A 14,628-nucleotide genomic window follows, 5' to 3' on the forward strand; every position below is an offset into this window, starting at 1 on the left:
CGGTCTCACGTCTACGGCCCTACGCGACCGCCCCGGCCACCATCACCTCCTCCACGCCCCGCCGTCCGTCCCGCCGTCCGAGCTGGACAACCACGTCGATGGACGCCGCGCAGTAGCGGCGGACGTCGGCATAGGTCATGGCGATGCCCGTGCCCATGACCATCAGCGCCAGACGGTCGATGGCCTTGGCGGCGGTGTCGGCGTGGACCGTGGTGACCGAGCCCGCGTGGCCGGTGTTGATCGCCTCCAAGAAGGTCACGCATTCCGCGCCGCGCAGTTCGCCCAAGACGATGCGGTCGGGGCGCAGGCGCAGGCTCGCCTCCAGCAGGCGCGCGGCGGAGCGGGCGGAGGCCTCGTCGCGCTCGGCCAGCAGCATCACGCGGTTGGGCTGCGCGGGGAACAGCTCGAACGCGTCCTCGATGGTGACGATGCGCTCGCCGGGCGGGATCAGGTCCAGCAAGCCGCGCGCGAAGGTCGTCTTGCCCGTCGTGGTGCCGCCGGAGACAAGCACGTTGAGCCGGTCCTCGACGCAGCGGCGCATGGCGCCTGCGACGTCGCCCCGACCCATCAACTCCGCGACCTCGCCGGCCCGGTCTCGACGGCTGCGCGCCAGATCGACGAGGGCGCCGTGGAGCAGGCCGAAGGCGTCCAGCCCCACCCGCTCCTCGCGGTAGCGACGCAGGGCGACGGCCGCGCCCGCCTCGACGGCGGGCTCGTGCACGACCTGCGCCCGGACGGGGCGGCCGTCCGGCAGGGCGATCTTGCCCGAGACTACGGGGCGGCGGGCGGAGATCTGGCCCCTGGTCTCGCCGGCGATGGCGCGAGCGAGATCGCGCAGGCGGGCCGGATCGAAGCGCACGCCCTCCAGCGGCGCCATGTGGGCCGCGCCGTGCCGCTCGACCCAAGCGAGACCGTCGGGGTTCACGACCACCTCGACGGTGGCCGGGTCGTCCAGCGCCCCGCGCAGCGGTGCGAGGTAGGCCAGCAGGAAGGAGGCGTCCGCCGGGGCCGGTTCCGCCCCGTCCATCACAGCAGCTCCAGGTCGCGGTCGACGATCACCGTGATCGCCGCGCCAGGCTCGACCGTGACGACGGGCGGGAGGGTCGCATAGGCGCCGATCGCGCCGCGCGTGGTGCGCTCGAGGCTCATACCGATGTCCTCGGCCACCTCGCCCTCGATCCCGCCGCCCGCCTCCGCCGCGGCGAGCGCCGGCGCCGCACCGATCACCGACAGGAACGCGGCCGATCCGAAGCGCTGACCGAAGCGCGAGTCCACCCGCCCGGTCAGGCCGGACCGCCCCTGCGCGTCCGCGCCGAACCCCGCGAGGGTCACCGACTGGCCGTCCGGGGTGACGATCCGGCTCCAGCCCACCAATGCGCGGCGCTGCCCGAGCGAGACGTCCGCGCTGTAGGCGCCGAAGAGCCGCGAGCCCGCGGGGATCAGGACGCGGCTGTGGTCGAAGCCATGGACGGGCCGCGTGACCACGGCCGTCACCGGACCCGGCAGGCGGGTGTCGATGGCCGTCTCCAGTGTCGCCTCGATTACCGTGCCCTGCAGGACCGTGCGGGCGGGGTTCGCGATGGCCTTGGCGCGCGCCACCGGCGCGGCCTTTGCCAGCCCCGCTACGAAGGCCCGGCCCGCCGCGTCGCCCGGGGCCGGCGCCCCCTGCCCCGCCTCGCTTACGCCTGCAATGCCGCCGCCCGCGTCGAACACGACGCCGTCGGACCGCACCTGAGCGCGAGCCAGCGCCTGCGCCTCGGCGCGGCGAGCCTCCAGCTGCGCGCGGCGCTCGGCCTCGGCGGCCGCCTGCCGGTCGGCCTCGGACCGGGCGCGCGCCATGTCGTCCATGCCCCCCTCCAGTCGTCCGCGCAGATCGCGGTTCTCCTCCTCCACGGCGACGACCTGCCGCGACAGTGCTTCCAGCCGCATCGTCGCGGCCTGCGTCTCCTGCTCCCGCCGCAGCCTCTCGGCCTCGGCGGCGGCGGCCTCGGTTTCTCGGCGTGCCCGTTCCCGCGCGAGGCGCTGTTCGGCCTCCAGCTCGGCGCCGCGCAGCCGGTTGTCGAACTCGGCCTGCAGCTGCGCCACCAGCTCCGCGTTCTGCGCCTGCATCGCCGAGACCGCCTCGGCCAGTGCCGCGCCGTCGTCCGCGGGCGGGCGCTCGGCCAGCTCGGCGAGCTGCGCACGCAGGGCGGCCATCTCCTCTGCCAGCTCGGCGTTGCGCCGTTCCAGGTTCTCGCGCTGCGCGTTCAGATCGTCTTGGGACGGTCCGTCGTCCAAGGGTTCCGCCATCACCGCAGGCTCGGGCGTCATGTCGAGCTTGCCGAAGCTGCCGTCGGCGTCCTCCTCCTGCCAAGCCTGCGCCTTGGAGGTCTCAGGCGGCGGGGTTTCCTGGCCTTGGATGGCGGGCCATGCCGTCAGGCCGGCCCCGGCCACGCCGGCGGCGACCAACGCCGCCGCGGCCCACGGCCTGCGGCGCGGTCGCTCTACCACGTAGGGCTTCTCCCGAACGGCCTCGCTTCCCTCTCGCGTCGTCTCCGCCATGTCAGAACTCCCGCGACCGTAGGGCATCGGCGGCCGGCCCCGTGGCGTAGCTGGTCCCCCCGCGCGTGATGCAGACGTAGGCGTCGCCGACCCGGACCGTGTAGGCGTCGCGCACCCCGCTCACGCGCACGACCGTGCCGCGGGTCGTGCTGTTCTGCGTGACCTCGTAGCCCGCGCCGTTCACGCCGAAGATCGCCGGCCGCACGCCGGGGCGGAACTGGAAGAAGGTGGAGCGCCCATCGTTCCAGACCTGCAGGGGACGGATTTCCCCGGCCCCCTCCCCTTCCGCGAAGCGATAGCCCAGGTCGCGGCCGCCGGCCACGAGTTGCGGGCGCGCGGCGCGGTCCTCGGGGAAGTTCACCACGACGCGGAAGGTCGGCCGCCGCCCCTGTCCTTCGGTCAGAGCGAAGGCGATCGCGCGGCGGTCGGTGTAGATCGTCATGTTGGTCGAGACGCGCGGCACGACCGGCTTGATCGACACGGTCTGACGGTTCGACAGGACCTCCACCTCGAAGCTCTCGCTGTCGCCCAGCAGGACCTGGTTGATCCGCTCGCCCGCGCCGAGCTCCACGGCCGTGTTCACCCGCAGATGCGTGTCGACGCGGATCACGTCGGAGGCATCGAAGCGGACGTGCCGGACCCGGGCGTCCTGCCCCATGGTGACGGGCGCGCGTTCGGCCAGGACGGGGCCGGCGAGCAGCGCCGCGAGACATGCGATGGTCGCGGTCCTCATGTCCCGCCTCCTTCCCGAATGGCCTCCGCATCGACGCGGAAGGCGGTGACCGTGAAGCCCAGCGGATTTTCCCAAACCCGCGCGAGGCTGCGTTCCTGCCTTGGAGCGAACTCGAAGGCGACCGTGGCGACGAAGCTCTGGCTGCGCGGCGCCTCGCGGCGGCGGTGCAGCGTCTTGGTGAACCGCATCTGCGCCACGCCCGGCTCGAGGAAGGTGACCGAGCGCACGGCGACGTCGACCTGCGCCTCGGTGCCCAGCACGTCCGGCGGGTAGTCCGGCGAGCCGGGCGTCCAGAGCGCCGTCAGCGATCGGCGCGCCTGTCCCGAGGAGCGGCGGCGCACGCTTTCGAGCCGGGCCTGGATGCCGGGGCGGAAGTACCCCTCGCGGTCGGACAGGTAGCTGACCAGCAGCGCCTCGCGCACCGCTTCCTGATCGGAGATGCCGGTGGGCCGCACCTGATAGACGCGCTCGGCGGCGCCGGTCGTGCCATCGACCAGCACGGTGAAGACCTCCGTGCGCTGAAGCGGCAGCAGCGCCACGATCACGCCGGCCAGGGCCACCGCCACGCCGACGGCGCAGGCGGCCACGATCCAGGCCGTCCGCGCCGCCCGGCGCGGGCCGATCACGAGGTCCACGTCGAAGTCGCTCATCTCCTCATCCCTTCTTCATGCGCGCGGCCATGGCCCCGGCCCCTGCCCGGGCCCCGCGCCCGACGAGGCCGCCCGCCCGGCCGGCGAGGTTGCTGTAATGCGCCATGGGCCCGCGCAGCGGCTGGCCCGTCCGGGCGCCCTCGAAGGTGCCGGCCCCGAAGCGCGCGGTTGCGCTGGCGCCGCGCCCGACCGTCCTGCGCGACAGCCCGGCCGCGTCGGCCGCGATGCCGCCGATGGCGATGTTGGTGGCGGCGAGCGACTGCGCGAAGGACGGCACCAGCACGAGGAGGCCCGCGCCCAGCATCATCACGACCACGAAGGAGAGTGCCTCGCTCAGCGTCTCGATGCCGCCCATATCCGCTGGCGCGACTTCCGCTCCCGCCGAGATGGTGAAGCCCGCCATGGCCGCGACGAGCAGCGGCACGAAGGCCATGCCGAGGGCGAGCTTTACCCAGGCCTCGAAGATTGGCGCGGTCTGGCGGAACAGGGTGCAGGCTACCATCGCAGGCGCGATCGCGATCAGGACGGCGATCATGATCTTGGCCGCCGACAGCACGATGATCGCCACCGTTGCCATGATCGAGGCGACAAGGAACATCAGTAGCCCGGCCATGGCGCCGACGACGAGGCCGCCGCTCTCCGAGATGGCGTCGCCGATCTCCAGCGCCGTCCGGTAGAGGTCGTCGAGCCCGTCGTAGAGGTTGGTGACGGTCGCGCCCGACAGCGCGCTCAGCATGCCCGCGCCCAGCTCGGCCGGCGCCTCCGTCAGAGCGAGGTAGACCGCCGAGACGTTGCCGTAGACGAGGAACACGTTCACCAGCGTGATCCGCAGCGCGAGGCTCACGGCGGTGCCCACCGTCAGCGGCACGGTCTGCAGCATGAGGTTCGCGCCGACCAGCGCGACGGTCAACGTCGAGGCCACGGCCACCACGGGGCGCACGGCCGTCAGCACGCCGTCGTAGGTCTGCGCCGCAACGCCGGTGACGGTCGCGTCGACGAGGCCGAGGATCTGCTCGATCACCGCCATCAGTCGTCGCCGCAGCGCTCTTCGCGGAAGGCGCGGTATTGCTGCTCGACAGAACTCCAGTCGGGCCGCCGGTAGGAGCGGATGCGACCGTAGTCCGCGTCCGTCAGCTCCGCCGGCCTCTTGCCGAACGTCTCCTCGAAGAATCCCGCGAAGGGCAGCGCCTCGTAGACGCAGCCGCAGGAGCCGGCCGCCATGGCCGCCTCGCGCGCCTCCACGAGGTACGCCTTCTCGGCCGCGCCGGCGAAGAACTCGTTCTCCCAAAACGCCGTGTCCGGCACCGGCGCCTCGCAGACCTGCGGCCCGGCGAACATTAGCAGGCTGCGCGTGCGGACCTCGCCCATGGCGTCCAGCAGCGCGTCCGCGTCCTGCGCCTCCGTCGCCGCGGCCACGCGGGCTAGGAGGGCCTCGTCCGACAGCTCAGCCACCGATTGCGCGACCGCTGGCCCGGCGAGCGCCGCCAGCATGGCCACGGCCAGAAGGTGATGTCTCATTCCTCGATCTCCTCTCCGATGGTCGGGCCCGTGCCGTAGTCAAAGAAGGCCCGGGTGCGCGCCTGCTCGGCGGCGAGGTCGAGCCCCGACTGCGCGCCGGCCAGTCCCGCGGCCGCGTTGAGCCGCCACATCTGCCCCAGCATGAAATTGGTCTCGGCCGCCATGCGCGTGTTCAGGTCGACTGACTCCTTGAGCGTCTCCTGCTCGCCGATCGCGTCCACCAGGCCATCGACGCGGTCGAGGCTCGCGGCCGCCTCCTCGTAAGCCATCTGCGAGGCGCCGATCGCCACGGTGTTGGCGGCGGCCGTGGTCGCAATGCGCTCCGCCGCCGGCTCACCGGAGGCGGCCATCCCCTCCAGCGTCTCCGGGGTGAAGCCTGCATTCGCCATGATCCCGCGGAAGGCCTCGGTGGCACGCAGCTCGCCCACCGTCACCTGCCCGTCGAGCAGCTTGTCGCGGATGGCGTCGAAGTCGCCGACCGACAGCCGGCCGACCAGCCCGTCGAGATCGACGATCTTGGCCGCGCGGTCGCGCAGATCCTTGGCGTCGTTGTAGAGCCGCGCGATGTCGTTGATCCCCGTCACCGAGCCGAGGATGCCCTCCAGGTTCGCCAGCTGATCGACCTGCAGCTCGACCTGCCGGCGCAACTCCTCGATCTGGCGAAGCTGGGCCTCCGCGTCCCGAAGCGCCGCCTGCAGCTGCTCGACGTTCTGCGCGAGGTTCGAGCCGTCGATCACCGGCACCCCCTGCGCTCGCGGCGCGGAGCCTGGAAGGATGGCGGCGGCCGCCAGCACGGCGGCACCGAGCGCTAGGGCGCGTCTAGCTGTCATCGGCGTATCTCCAGAAGGTTGTGGTCTCCAACGCGTCGGCCGCCTCCACGAGGCCGCCCGCGGCCTCGACCTTCACGGCGGCCGCGTGCCGGCGCAGCGTCAGCGCCATCAGGCGGGCCCGTTCGGCCAGCACGTAGGTGGAATGGTCGACCGCCTCCTTGGCGGTCGCGGGGCGGCCCTCGCGCAGCAGCGCCGCCATCCGGCCCATGGACGCCTCGACCTGCCCGGCGAGATGGTCGCCGTAGCCGACCGAGGCGTCGGCCCAGTTGCCCCAGGCCGCCGAGGCGCCGTCCACCCCAGCGAGGCTGCCAGTCATGTCCACGCCGGTGATGATGCCGAGATACTCGTCGTAGTAGCGCCGGATGCGCCGGACGTAGGTCTGCGTCTCCTCGAAGGGCGGGATGCCCCCGTACTCGATCACCCGTCCCGGCCCCGCATTGTAGGCGGCGAGCGCATGTTCGACCCGCCCGAAGCGCTTGAGTTGCGCCAGGATGTAGCGCGCGCCGCCGTCGAGGTTCTGCCAGGGATCGTAAGGGTCCACGCCGAGGTCGGAGGCCGTGCCGGGCATGAGCTGGCAGAAGCCCCGCGCGCCGACATGGCTGACGGCGGCGTTGTTGAACCGGCTTTCCTGCTTGATGAGAGACTGGAACAGGATGCGCCAGGTAAGCGGGGTCAGCCCCGCCGCGGCCAACCCGGCATGACCCTCGTAGCGCCGCGCGGTGACGATGATCATCCGCTCCACGTCCGCGTTCTCGCCGAACAGGCGATCCGCGTCCGGATGGGTCTCTGAGACCGGATAGGTCTCGTCCGCCGAGGCCCAGCCGGGGCCAGCCTCCTCGAGATGGGACAGGTCGGTCGGACCCATGGCGCCCTCGAGGAAGCGCTCGTAGGCCGCGAGCTGTTCGGCATGCAGGGCCTCCTGCTCGCCGCGCACGGCCGACTTGTCGGCCTGGCGCGCGGCGTCGCGGCCCATTTCGGCCACGCGCGAGATCGCGCGGGCGAGCCGCGAGCCGTCCACGATGGGAACGCCCTGCGCCAGCGCCGTACCGCCCAGCACGGCGGCGGCCGCGACGATGGCGGGTAGGGCCCTAGAAGTCCTGGAAGTCGCAGGCATGGCCAGCCCCGGAGACGAAGGACATCGACGGTGAGGGGCCACCGGCGCAAGGCGAGCGCTTGCCGGTGGGCACGCCGCAACTCGCCAGCAGGGAGAGCGCGAGAGCGGCGCAGAGGATGCGGATCATCGGATCATCTCCTTCCAGAAGTCGGGATCGGCACGCCATCCATGCGGCGCGCGCTCCTCGCCGGTCCGGCCGCCGCCAAGCACCGTCATCAGCGGGCCGAGCCCGGACAGGTCGGCATCGACCACGACCGAGTCCCCGCCCGAGCGGATCAGGGCGAGGCGGCGTCCGCCCGTCCCTTCGGACAGGATCTCCGCCTCGCGTTCGCCCAGGCGCAGGATGCGCCAGTCCTCGGGCGCGGCGCGCGGGTTCGGGAACAGCACCTGCGTCGCCACGGACTCGGCGATGATCGCGCCGACCTCCGAGCGGGTGAGGTGCTCGGGCGCCTGGGTCAGCATCACCACGCAGGCGTTGCGCTTGCGCATGGTGACGAGCCAGTCGTGCAGACGGCGCACGAAGATCGGGTCGGCCATCATCTTCCAGGCCTCGTCGATCACGATCAGCGTCGGGCGGCGGTCCTCGATGGTGCGCTCGACCCTGCGGAACAGGTAGCTGAGCAGCGCCGCGCGTTCGGCGTCGAGATCGAGAAGCTCGCTCATGTCGATGCCGATCACGTCCTCGTCGAGGCGGACCGCCTCCGCCCCGGGGCGGGAGAAGACCCAGCCGTGCCGCCCCTCCGCCGTCCACTCGCGCACCCGCCCCGCCAGGTCGCCCTCGTCGTCGGTCGAGGCCACGAGGCTCGCCAGCCCGTCGAAGCTGCGCAGCGCGGGCTCGGCCCGGACGATCTGGCGCACGGCCTCGGCCAGCGCGGTGGTCTGAGCGGGCTCCATCGGGCGATGACGGGCCAGCAGGTCGGCGAGCCAGCCCGCGAGCCAGGCCTCCCCGCGCGCATCCGTCTCGGTGGCGAAGGGATGCAGGCCCGTGGGCCGACCGACCTTCACCGCGCCGTAGCGGCCGCCGAGCGCGCGGACGGCCATCTCCAGCCCCTGGTCCTTGTCGATCACGACCACCCGCGCGTTCAGGCGGCGCGCCTGCGCGAGCAGGAAGGCGGTGAGCAGCGTCTTGCCCGAGCCGGTCCGGCCGAGCACCAGCGTGTGGCCGACGCTCGGCTCCGCGTCCGCCCTGCCCCGTTCGTGGAAATTGAAGCGGTATAGCGTCGAGCCGACGGTGGGCAGGCCGGTGACGGGCGCGCCCCAGGGAGACTCGCCCGTGCCCCGGCCGCGGCCCGCGGCGTGAAGCGCGGCCATCTCGGCGAAGTTGTCCGCCGACACCATGCCGGACCGGATGCGGTAGCCCCAGTTGCCGGGCGCCTGCGCGAAGTAGAGCGCGCGGGCCGCCCAGCCCTCGCGCACGAGCAGCATCCCCGCCTCCTGACCGACACGCCAGATCTCGGAGACCGCGCGCTCCAGCTCCGCCTCGTCGTCGCACCAGACCTGGATGCTCGCATGGTGGTCGCCGAAGACGAGCCGCCCCGAGGCGACCTCGTCGGCCGCCTTCACAAGCTGCTCGGTCAGGCTAACGCCGGCATCCTCGGTCGCGCCGCGCTGGCGGTGGACGCGCTGAATGCGCTCCAGCGTCTCGGCGGTGCGCCGGGGCGTGAAGCTGTTGGTGACGCAGACGTCGTAGGGAAGCTCCAGCCCGTCGAGCATGGCGGGCCAAGTGGCGGGCGGGTAGGACTTAATTCCGAAGATCGCGCCTACGCGCGAGCGGACCCCGTCATGCAGGCGCATCCGCCCGCCATCGAACGTGACCTCGAAGTTGGTCATCGATTCGGCCAGCAGATCGCCCGGCGCCGCATGCACGCGGGCGTAATCCTGTCCATGGACGGCGGCGAGCAGTGCCAGCCACTCGCCGGAGGAGGCGCAGAGCCTGCGGGCGCCGCGCTCGCGCAGCGCGCCCACGACGAGACCCATGGCCTCGTCCATCTCCGCGACCCGGGCCGCGCAATCGTTACGGAAGGCGCGTTTGGCGCGGCCCAGCCCGAAGGGCAGCCGATGCGCAAGGCTCGGGCGCAGGAGGACCGAGAGCATCAGAACGCGACGCTTGAGGTCGCGCGCGCCGAGGCTCTGCCGCCAGGCGCCGTCCACGGCCGCGGCGAAGGGCGCGTCCTCAATCTCCGGAAGCTCGACCCGCTCGGATCGGGCGAGCCGGTGCACGACCACGCCGAAGCGCTCGCCGAGCTGGCCCACCATACGCGCGACGGTGCCCGACAGCTCGTCGATGGCGGCCTCGTCCGCCGTCAGCCCGTCGATGCCGTCGAGCACCATGGAGGCCATGAGGTCGCCCTGCCGGGTGAGGATCACATCGTCGCGGAGCGCCGAGACGTAAGGCAGGTGCCGGCCGAAGCGCTCGTGCCGGGGCGCGCGCGTGCCCAGCAGGTCGCGCGCGGCGGGCGGGACGTCGTGATTACGGAGGCTAGCCGACATAGCGGTCTTCCCCGTTCTCGGTCCGCCCGGGGGTGCGCGGCGTGCGGGCCGTCACGACCTGCAAGATGTCGAAGACGTGGGGGTTGCGGTCCGCCACCAGCCAGAGCGGCGGGTAGGCGATCACGGGGACGAGCAGCCACCACAGGCTGCCCGTGCCGATCAACGGCACGAAGGTGGCGAGGCTGAGCGCCACGCCATAGCCGAGCGGCAGGCCGAGGAAGGTCGTGGGGCGCATCAGGCCGAGGAAGACCGGTGTGCGTCGCATGGGCGTCGTCTCCGCGGGGCGGCCCCCGCCCTGCCGGGCGGAGGCGCGTGGCATCAGGTCAGGTCGGTGCGCCGGCAAAGCCGTCGATCACGGTCGCCGCGCCGAACACGATGGCCATGCCGACGAGCACGCCGCCGAACGTGGCCGCGTTGATCCGGCCGAACATCAGCATGACGCCGAGCACGACCACGGCGATGATGCCGACGGCCCGGCCGATCGGACCCGTGAGCGCCGTGACCACGGTGGTCAGCATGGTGGTCACCGGCGACAGGTCCTGCGCGAGCGCGGGCACCGCCGAGGCGAGGAGGAGCAGCGCCGCGGCCGCGGCGAGCGTAGGGGTTCGTTCCGTCATCACATTTCTCCAAGGGAGCTTCGGTAGATCGCCATCACCTTGCGCACGTGCCCGCGGGTCTCGGCGTAAGGCGGCACGCCGGCGTGCCGCGCCACGGCCTCCGGCCCGGCGTTGTAGGCGGCCAACGCCAGCTCCAGGCTGCCGAACCGCTCCACCTGCGCGAGGAGGTAGCGGGCGGAGCCGTGCAGGTTCTGGACGGGGTCGTGCGGATCGACCCCGAGATCGCGCGCCGTGGCGGGCATGAGCTGTCCCAGTCCGACCGCGCCCACATGACTGCGGGCGGCAGGGTCGAAGGCGCTCTCCACGGCGATGTTGGATCGGAAGAAGGCATGCCACTGGCCCGCGGTCAGGCCGGCTCGGCGCAACGCCGGGTGGCTGGCATGCGCGAGTGCCACATCGAGGATCAGATCCTCGACCTCCGGACGGCCCCTTCGCACCTGACGCGGCGCGGCCTCCATGTCGGTCTGCGGCGCGGCACGGGTGCTCTTCACGGGCGGGCGGTCGAGATCGAGCACCGCGCCGGAGACCCGTCCAACGCCTTCGCCCGCACCCAGGTCGATCACGGAGGCATGCGAGATACCGGGCAGAGTCATGAGGGCGAGGCAGGCTCCGACGGCCAGGCATCTCCGGTCTGTCATGGGCCCCTGCCCTCCTTCGTCGCGAACCGGACGGAGCGCGCAGGGAGAGGCCGGCGGCACGCATCCGCGCCGCCAGGAAGGCCGTCATCCTCAAGTGCGGCCTGCCGTGTCGTCCCCCGGTGGACGATCCCGGCCCTGCCGATCCGTCCGCTCGTTCCGCCCGGTCCCGGCCTTCCGCCGCTCCGGTTCATGATCGTCCGGAAGTTGCCCTCCGGAACTGGCTTGACGATAAATGAGAACTAAACAAGAACACAAGCGCCAACCCGTGGGGTCGATGGACTAATTTACAAGGGGGTAGATCATGACGTTGCGGCAGTGCGGTCGAGGTTCGGGGCGATGGTGCGTGGCGCCTGCTGGCGTGCTGGCCGTCCTCGCCCACGTCGGAGCCGCCACAAGTGAGGCACGAGCGCAGACCACATCGTTCGATTGCCTGCCTCCGGTGCCGCCCGCGGAGGTCTCTCCGGAGCTGCTGCGCGATTTCGAGGGCGAGCTGCGCGCCGAATACAGCGCCTATTTCGACGAGGCGCAGGCCTACCTCGCCTGCCTCGACGCGGCCGGCCGGACCGTGCGGACGGAGGTGCAGGCGGCGCTGGAGGCGTATCGACGCCTGTTCCCCGAATGACCGGCCCCATGGAGACGAACGAACCGAAGGAGGCGCATCGATGCGCAAGCTGCTGACGACCGCCGCGCTGGTCGTGACATTGGGAACCGGCCTCGCGCCCGCGCGCGCCGAGGCCTACGCCGTCGATTGCGCGATCCTGCTCTGCCTCGCGGGAGGATGGCCCACCTCGGCGCCCTGTGCCCATGCCAAGGCGGAGTTCATCCGCCGGATCACGCCCTGGCCCATCGAGCCGCCCCTCCAGATCTGGCGCTGCCCGATGAGCGCCGCTTCGCTCGAAGGCACCCCGGCGAGCCGCTTCGCCGCCAAGGTCGAGGAACTGTCGGGACATCCCGTTCCGCTGGCCGCCGCGGCCGACGGACGCGCGCGGGCGCTCCGGGATGCGCTCATGCGGGTGCCGGCCTCCTACGACGGGGCGACGCCCGGCGCCGATGCCGACGTGTCCGGGCCGGCCTTCGACTTCATCCGCTCCATCGTCGTCTACGACATCGACTGGTACGAGTACGATCACGAGAACCACGAGGGCGACCATACCTGCCGCCGGTTCCGGCAACGGGTCCGGGTCGGCACCTATGACGATGCCGGGGCCTTCCGCTGGCGCGACGCGCACGTCACGCAGGCCACGTCGCGGCCCTGGCTCGGCTTCACCACCCGACGGAAGGACGCCTGCAGCTACGAGGGCCGCTTCCGAGGCGTCGCCGTCGAATGGCGCGACCACGAAGGCACGCATGGGCACGAGGTGGTCCGGTACTGAGGAGCGGTCATGCGGGGCGATTACGAGATTGAATTTGGTGCCAAACTAGATACCCTCTGCGCATTCTTGGGGAGAATCGCGCATGCAGAGGATGGAAGCCCGCGTCGCCGTGAGCGTGTCGGACCTCAAGAAGAGCCCCAGCGGCGTCATGGCGCGCGCCGAAGGCGAGGCTGTGGCCGTGCTGAACCACAACAAGGTCATCGCCTACATGGTCCCGGCGGAAGCCTACGAGGCCATGAAGCGTCGGCTCGGCGAGCCGGAGGCGGACTGGAAGCGGGCAAGCGGCGAATAAGACCGCAGGCGGCCCGGACGCGGTGCGCCGCGGATCGGCGGCGTCGTGACGCCACCGCAAGCCACGAAGAAGAAACGAGAGAGGAGAGCAGACCCTAGAAAGCGAAACCCCCCGCGAGGTGGAACCACGCGAGGGGGGCTTAAGGAACCCAGGGTTGGCGCCCTGAACAAGATCTCTAGTCAAGATCGGTTCTAGAGCCCTCCGACATCGCAGGCAAGAGAAAACCGCATCCGTGCGAACGGTGGTGGCTTGCCGGCCCATCTCGCCCCAATCACAGGCGAGGACATCATGTCATTCTCACAGGCGGCCACGGCGTCGCCCCAGTCTCCCTATGCCGGTGCGCTCGCGTCCGGCCCCTATCCCGTGCTGCCTGACGGCATGCAGCGCAGTCAGGTGCGCGACCTGCTGTTGGAGCTGCGCCGCGCGCTCAAGCTTTCCCAGGCGGCGCTTCTGACGCTGCTGCAGATCGTCGAGCGCACGCGCCCCTCCGATTGGACGAGCCGCGACGCGGAGCCGGTCTGCTACGCCCGACAGGTCCGCCTAGCGGCCGAACTGGGCAAGTCCGAACGCGCCGTGCGCTACGACGAGGCGCGCCTCGAGCGTATGGGCCTCATCGAACGGCGCACGCTGGCCAACGGCGCGCGCACCTCGCATGGCGGCTGCGGCCTCGTGCTCTCGCCGCTCATCGAACGGATTCCGATGCTTCTGGCCCTACGCGAGCGCCAGAGGGCCGAGTGGGACGCGCGGGCGGCGCTGCTCGCCCGGCGCAGCGCGCTCTACCGGGCCGTCAAGACGACGCTGATGGAGGCGCAGGAGGCGCGGCCGGGAAACGCGGACGTGCGGGAGGCTGCAGAGGCGTTCCTGTCGTGGCCAGGGACCGGCGAACTCCGCGCCATGTCGATGGAGGCGCTATCAGGGCATGTTCAGGATGCCGGTCGCTTGGCGGATCGGCTGGATGAATTGCTAGAAGATTGCTGTGATTCTTCCGGCCGAACGGCCGAGCGCTTCCGGTCCTATATACAAGCTACAACCCAAACTTCCCCTGAATCCTGTAATGCGCCGGCTAACGCCGACGCTAGCTATGAAAGAGATGGTGAGCAGGACCGGGCGTCGCGCAAGCCCCCTGCCCCGCCCGCGGGATTGGATCGTCTGACGCCCCGAACGCTGCGATCGGTCGCCTCCGAAGAGCTGCGGCTTTACCTCGACGCCGAAGCGCAGGGGCGCGAGCCGCGAATGCGGGATTTCACCCTCGCTGCCATCAGGCGCCTGCCCGAGCTCGGAGTGAACCCTTCGGCCTGGGAAGAGGCCGCCGAGGCGATGGGGGACGAAGCGGCCACGCTGGCCGTCCTGGTGATCGACGCCAACCGCGACCACCCGACCGCCCCCGTGCGGAAGCCTGGCGGGCTTCTGCGCGCCATGGCCCGACGACAGAGGGCCGGGGAACTGAACCTTCTAGGAAGCCTCATCGGGCTGATGGAGCGGAGACGTGGATGAGGGCGCGATCCTGCAGCCGTCGCAAGTTGTCTCACGAAGACGCATGATCGGCCATTCGTGGACCGGCGCTCGCTGCAGCCGATAGTGTGCCGCTGATGGGCGCGACGGTAGCGGGGACCGGGGGCGGAGACGTCAAGGATCGGAGCTCCCGGTCTCCGCGGGTCAGGAGGATGGTTCGAGAGATGCGTCGGCCGTCCCCTTTCAGGGCCGGGCTCTACTCGGCCGCATGCGGCCTCCCGGAGCCCCTGTGCGGGTCTCCGCCGCCTTGGCGGTGACGATCCCTGACGGGCAGCGGCGGAGCTGTAAAGAGTGCCGCTTTTTCAACCTACCTGATGCGT

General features: G+C 71.5%; 17 protein-coding genes. 4 read left to right on the forward strand and 13 right to left on the reverse strand.

From position 1 onward, the window contains the following. Nucleotides 1-19: 19 nt before the first annotated feature. The 13 genes from JAN5088_RS17840 to JAN5088_RS17895 are packed head-to-tail and all read right to left on the reverse strand — an operon-like array spanning nucleotide 20 to nucleotide 11,131. Nucleotides 20-1,027 (reverse strand): ATPase, T2SS/T4P/T4SS family, encoded by a 1,008-nt coding sequence (locus tag JAN5088_RS17840; RefSeq protein WP_055684200.1) that lies wholly within the window; start codon nucleotides 1,025-1,027, stop codon nucleotides 20-22. Then, nucleotides 1,027-2,541, reverse strand: coding sequence for a TrbI/VirB10 family protein (locus JAN5088_RS17845; protein WP_055684201.1), 1,515 nt, complete (start codon nucleotides 2,539-2,541; stop codon nucleotides 1,027-1,029). The genes JAN5088_RS17840 and JAN5088_RS17845 overlap by 1 nt, the downstream gene beginning before the upstream one ends. Nucleotide 2,542: 1 nt before the next feature. Further along, nucleotides 2,543-3,274 (reverse strand): TrbG/VirB9 family P-type conjugative transfer protein, encoded by a 732-nt coding sequence (locus JAN5088_RS17850; RefSeq protein ID WP_055684202.1) that lies wholly within the window; start codon nucleotides 3,272-3,274, stop codon nucleotides 2,543-2,545. After that, entirely contained in the window at nucleotides 3,271-3,924 is a 654-nt protein-coding gene (locus JAN5088_RS17855) for a VirB8 family type IV secretion system protein (RefSeq protein WP_055684203.1), read from the reverse strand. The genes JAN5088_RS17850 and JAN5088_RS17855 overlap by 4 nt, the downstream gene beginning before the upstream one ends. Nucleotides 3,925-3,928: 4 nt before the next feature. Then, a complete protein-coding gene (locus JAN5088_RS17860) occupies nucleotides 3,929-4,951 on the reverse strand; it encodes a TrbL/VirB6 family protein (RefSeq protein ID WP_055684204.1) in 1,023 nt (340 codons plus the stop codon). Continuing rightward, nucleotides 4,951-5,442 carry a hypothetical protein gene (locus JAN5088_RS17865; RefSeq protein ID WP_055684205.1) on the reverse strand — a complete coding sequence of 164 codons (492 nt, stop codon included), beginning with the start codon at nucleotides 5,440-5,442 and terminating at the stop codon, nucleotides 4,951-4,953. The genes JAN5088_RS17860 and JAN5088_RS17865 overlap by 1 nt, the downstream gene beginning before the upstream one ends. Continuing rightward, the gene (locus JAN5088_RS17870) at nucleotides 5,439-6,272 is read right to left on the reverse strand and encodes a type IV secretion system protein (RefSeq protein ID WP_082430110.1); all 834 of its coding nucleotides are present in this window, start codon (nucleotides 6,270-6,272) and stop codon (nucleotides 5,439-5,441) included. The genes JAN5088_RS17865 and JAN5088_RS17870 overlap by 4 nt, the downstream gene beginning before the upstream one ends. Continuing rightward, nucleotides 6,262-7,386 carry a lytic transglycosylase domain-containing protein gene (locus tag JAN5088_RS19560; RefSeq protein ID WP_143114896.1) on the reverse strand — a complete coding sequence of 375 codons (1,125 nt, stop codon included), beginning with the start codon at nucleotides 7,384-7,386 and terminating at the stop codon, nucleotides 6,262-6,264. Before JAN5088_RS19560 ends, JAN5088_RS17870 begins: the two co-directional genes overlap by 11 nt. Further along, nucleotides 7,361-7,513 carry a hypothetical protein gene (locus JAN5088_RS19005; RefSeq protein ID WP_158448512.1) on the reverse strand — a complete coding sequence of 51 codons (153 nt, stop codon included), beginning with the start codon at nucleotides 7,511-7,513 and terminating at the stop codon, nucleotides 7,361-7,363. The genes JAN5088_RS19560 and JAN5088_RS19005 overlap by 26 nt, the downstream gene beginning before the upstream one ends. Continuing rightward, nucleotides 7,510-9,876 carry a VirB4 family type IV secretion/conjugal transfer ATPase gene (locus JAN5088_RS17880; protein WP_055684208.1) on the reverse strand — a complete coding sequence of 789 codons (2,367 nt, stop codon included), beginning with the start codon at nucleotides 9,874-9,876 and terminating at the stop codon, nucleotides 7,510-7,512. Before JAN5088_RS17880 ends, JAN5088_RS19005 begins: the two co-directional genes overlap by 4 nt. Further along, nucleotides 9,866-10,141 carry a VirB3 family type IV secretion system protein gene (locus JAN5088_RS17885; protein WP_055684209.1) on the reverse strand — a complete coding sequence of 92 codons (276 nt, stop codon included), beginning with the start codon at nucleotides 10,139-10,141 and terminating at the stop codon, nucleotides 9,866-9,868. The genes JAN5088_RS17880 and JAN5088_RS17885 overlap by 11 nt, the downstream gene beginning before the upstream one ends. Before the next feature lie 58 nt (nucleotides 10,142-10,199). Further along, nucleotides 10,200-10,493 carry a TrbC/VirB2 family protein gene (locus JAN5088_RS17890; RefSeq protein ID WP_055684210.1) on the reverse strand — a complete coding sequence of 98 codons (294 nt, stop codon included), beginning with the start codon at nucleotides 10,491-10,493 and terminating at the stop codon, nucleotides 10,200-10,202. Beyond that, nucleotides 10,493-11,131, reverse strand: coding sequence for a lytic transglycosylase domain-containing protein (locus JAN5088_RS17895; protein WP_233489845.1), 639 nt, complete (start codon nucleotides 11,129-11,131; stop codon nucleotides 10,493-10,495). Before JAN5088_RS17895 ends, JAN5088_RS17890 begins: the two co-directional genes overlap by 1 nt. Nucleotides 11,132-11,474: 343 nt before the next feature. Here JAN5088_RS17895 and JAN5088_RS17900 point away from each other — a divergent pair, with 343 nt between their 5' ends. The 4 genes from JAN5088_RS17900 (at nucleotide 11,475) to repC (ending at nucleotide 14,290) form a co-directional block, all read left to right on the forward strand. Further along, nucleotides 11,475-11,753, forward strand: coding sequence for a hypothetical protein (locus JAN5088_RS17900; protein WP_143114898.1), 279 nt, complete (start codon nucleotides 11,475-11,477; stop codon nucleotides 11,751-11,753). Between the two features lie 40 nt (nucleotides 11,754-11,793). Continuing rightward, nucleotides 11,794-12,504 (forward strand): hypothetical protein, encoded by a 711-nt coding sequence (locus tag JAN5088_RS17905; protein ID WP_055684213.1) that lies wholly within the window; start codon nucleotides 11,794-11,796, stop codon nucleotides 12,502-12,504. Nucleotides 12,505-12,586: 82 nt separating this feature from the next. Next, entirely contained in the window at nucleotides 12,587-12,796 is a 210-nt protein-coding gene (locus JAN5088_RS17910; protein WP_055684214.1) for a type II toxin-antitoxin system Phd/YefM family antitoxin, read from the forward strand. Nucleotides 12,797-13,084: 288 nt separating this feature from the next. Further along, nucleotides 13,085-14,290 carry a replication initiation protein RepC gene (gene repC / locus JAN5088_RS17915; RefSeq protein WP_143114900.1) on the forward strand — a complete coding sequence of 402 codons (1,206 nt, stop codon included), beginning with the start codon at nucleotides 13,085-13,087 and terminating at the stop codon, nucleotides 14,288-14,290. The last annotated feature ends 338 nt before the right edge of the window (nucleotides 14,291-14,628 follow it).

This window comes from Jannaschia rubra (assembly GCF_001403735.1).
Classification (GTDB): Bacteria; Pseudomonadota; Alphaproteobacteria; order Rhodobacterales; family Rhodobacteraceae; genus Jannaschia; species Jannaschia rubra.

Excerpts from the sequence above, each read along its gene's own strand:
- JAN5088_RS17860 (WP_055684204.1), bottom strand. The coding sequence starts at position 4,951 with ATGGCGGTGATCGAGCAGATCCTCGGCCTCGTCGACGCGACCGTCACC.
- JAN5088_RS17910 (WP_055684214.1), top strand. The coding sequence starts at position 12,587 with ATGCAGAGGATGGAAGCCCGCGTCGCCGTGAGCGTGTCGGACCTCAAG.
- JAN5088_RS17885 (WP_055684209.1), bottom strand. The coding sequence starts at position 10,141 with ATGCGACGCACACCGGTCTTCCTCGGCCTGATGCGCCCCACGACCTTC.
- JAN5088_RS17865 (WP_055684205.1), bottom strand. The coding sequence starts at position 5,442 with ATGAGACATCACCTTCTGGCCGTGGCCATGCTGGCGGCGCTCGCCGGG.
- JAN5088_RS17850 (WP_055684202.1), bottom strand. The coding sequence starts at position 3,274 with ATGAGGACCGCGACCATCGCATGTCTCGCGGCGCTGCTCGCCGGCCCC.
- JAN5088_RS17870 (WP_082430110.1), bottom strand. The coding sequence starts at position 6,272 with ATGACAGCTAGACGCGCCCTAGCGCTCGGTGCCGCCGTGCTGGCGGCC.
- JAN5088_RS17840 (WP_055684200.1), bottom strand. The coding sequence starts at position 1,027 with ATGGACGGGGCGGAACCGGCCCCGGCGGACGCCTCCTTCCTGCTGGCC.
- JAN5088_RS17880 (WP_055684208.1), bottom strand. The coding sequence starts at position 9,876 with ATGTCGGCTAGCCTCCGTAATCACGACGTCCCGCCCGCCGCGCGCGAC.
- JAN5088_RS17905 (WP_055684213.1), top strand. The coding sequence starts at position 11,794 with ATGCGCAAGCTGCTGACGACCGCCGCGCTGGTCGTGACATTGGGAACC.
- JAN5088_RS17895 (WP_233489845.1), bottom strand. The coding sequence starts at position 11,131 with ATGACAGACCGGAGATGCCTGGCCGTCGGAGCCTGCCTCGCCCTCATG.
- repC (WP_143114900.1), top strand. The coding sequence starts at position 13,085 with ATGTCATTCTCACAGGCGGCCACGGCGTCGCCCCAGTCTCCCTATGCC.
- JAN5088_RS17855 (WP_055684203.1), bottom strand. The coding sequence starts at position 3,924 with ATGAGCGACTTCGACGTGGACCTCGTGATCGGCCCGCGCCGGGCGGCG.
- JAN5088_RS19560 (WP_143114896.1), bottom strand. The coding sequence starts at position 7,386 with ATGCCTGCGACTTCCAGGACTTCTAGGGCCCTACCCGCCATCGTCGCG.
- JAN5088_RS19005 (WP_158448512.1), bottom strand. The coding sequence starts at position 7,513 with ATGATCCGCATCCTCTGCGCCGCTCTCGCGCTCTCCCTGCTGGCGAGT.
- JAN5088_RS17845 (WP_055684201.1), bottom strand. The coding sequence starts at position 2,541 with ATGGCGGAGACGACGCGAGAGGGAAGCGAGGCCGTTCGGGAGAAGCCC.
- JAN5088_RS17890 (WP_055684210.1), bottom strand. The coding sequence starts at position 10,493 with ATGACGGAACGAACCCCTACGCTCGCCGCGGCCGCGGCGCTGCTCCTC.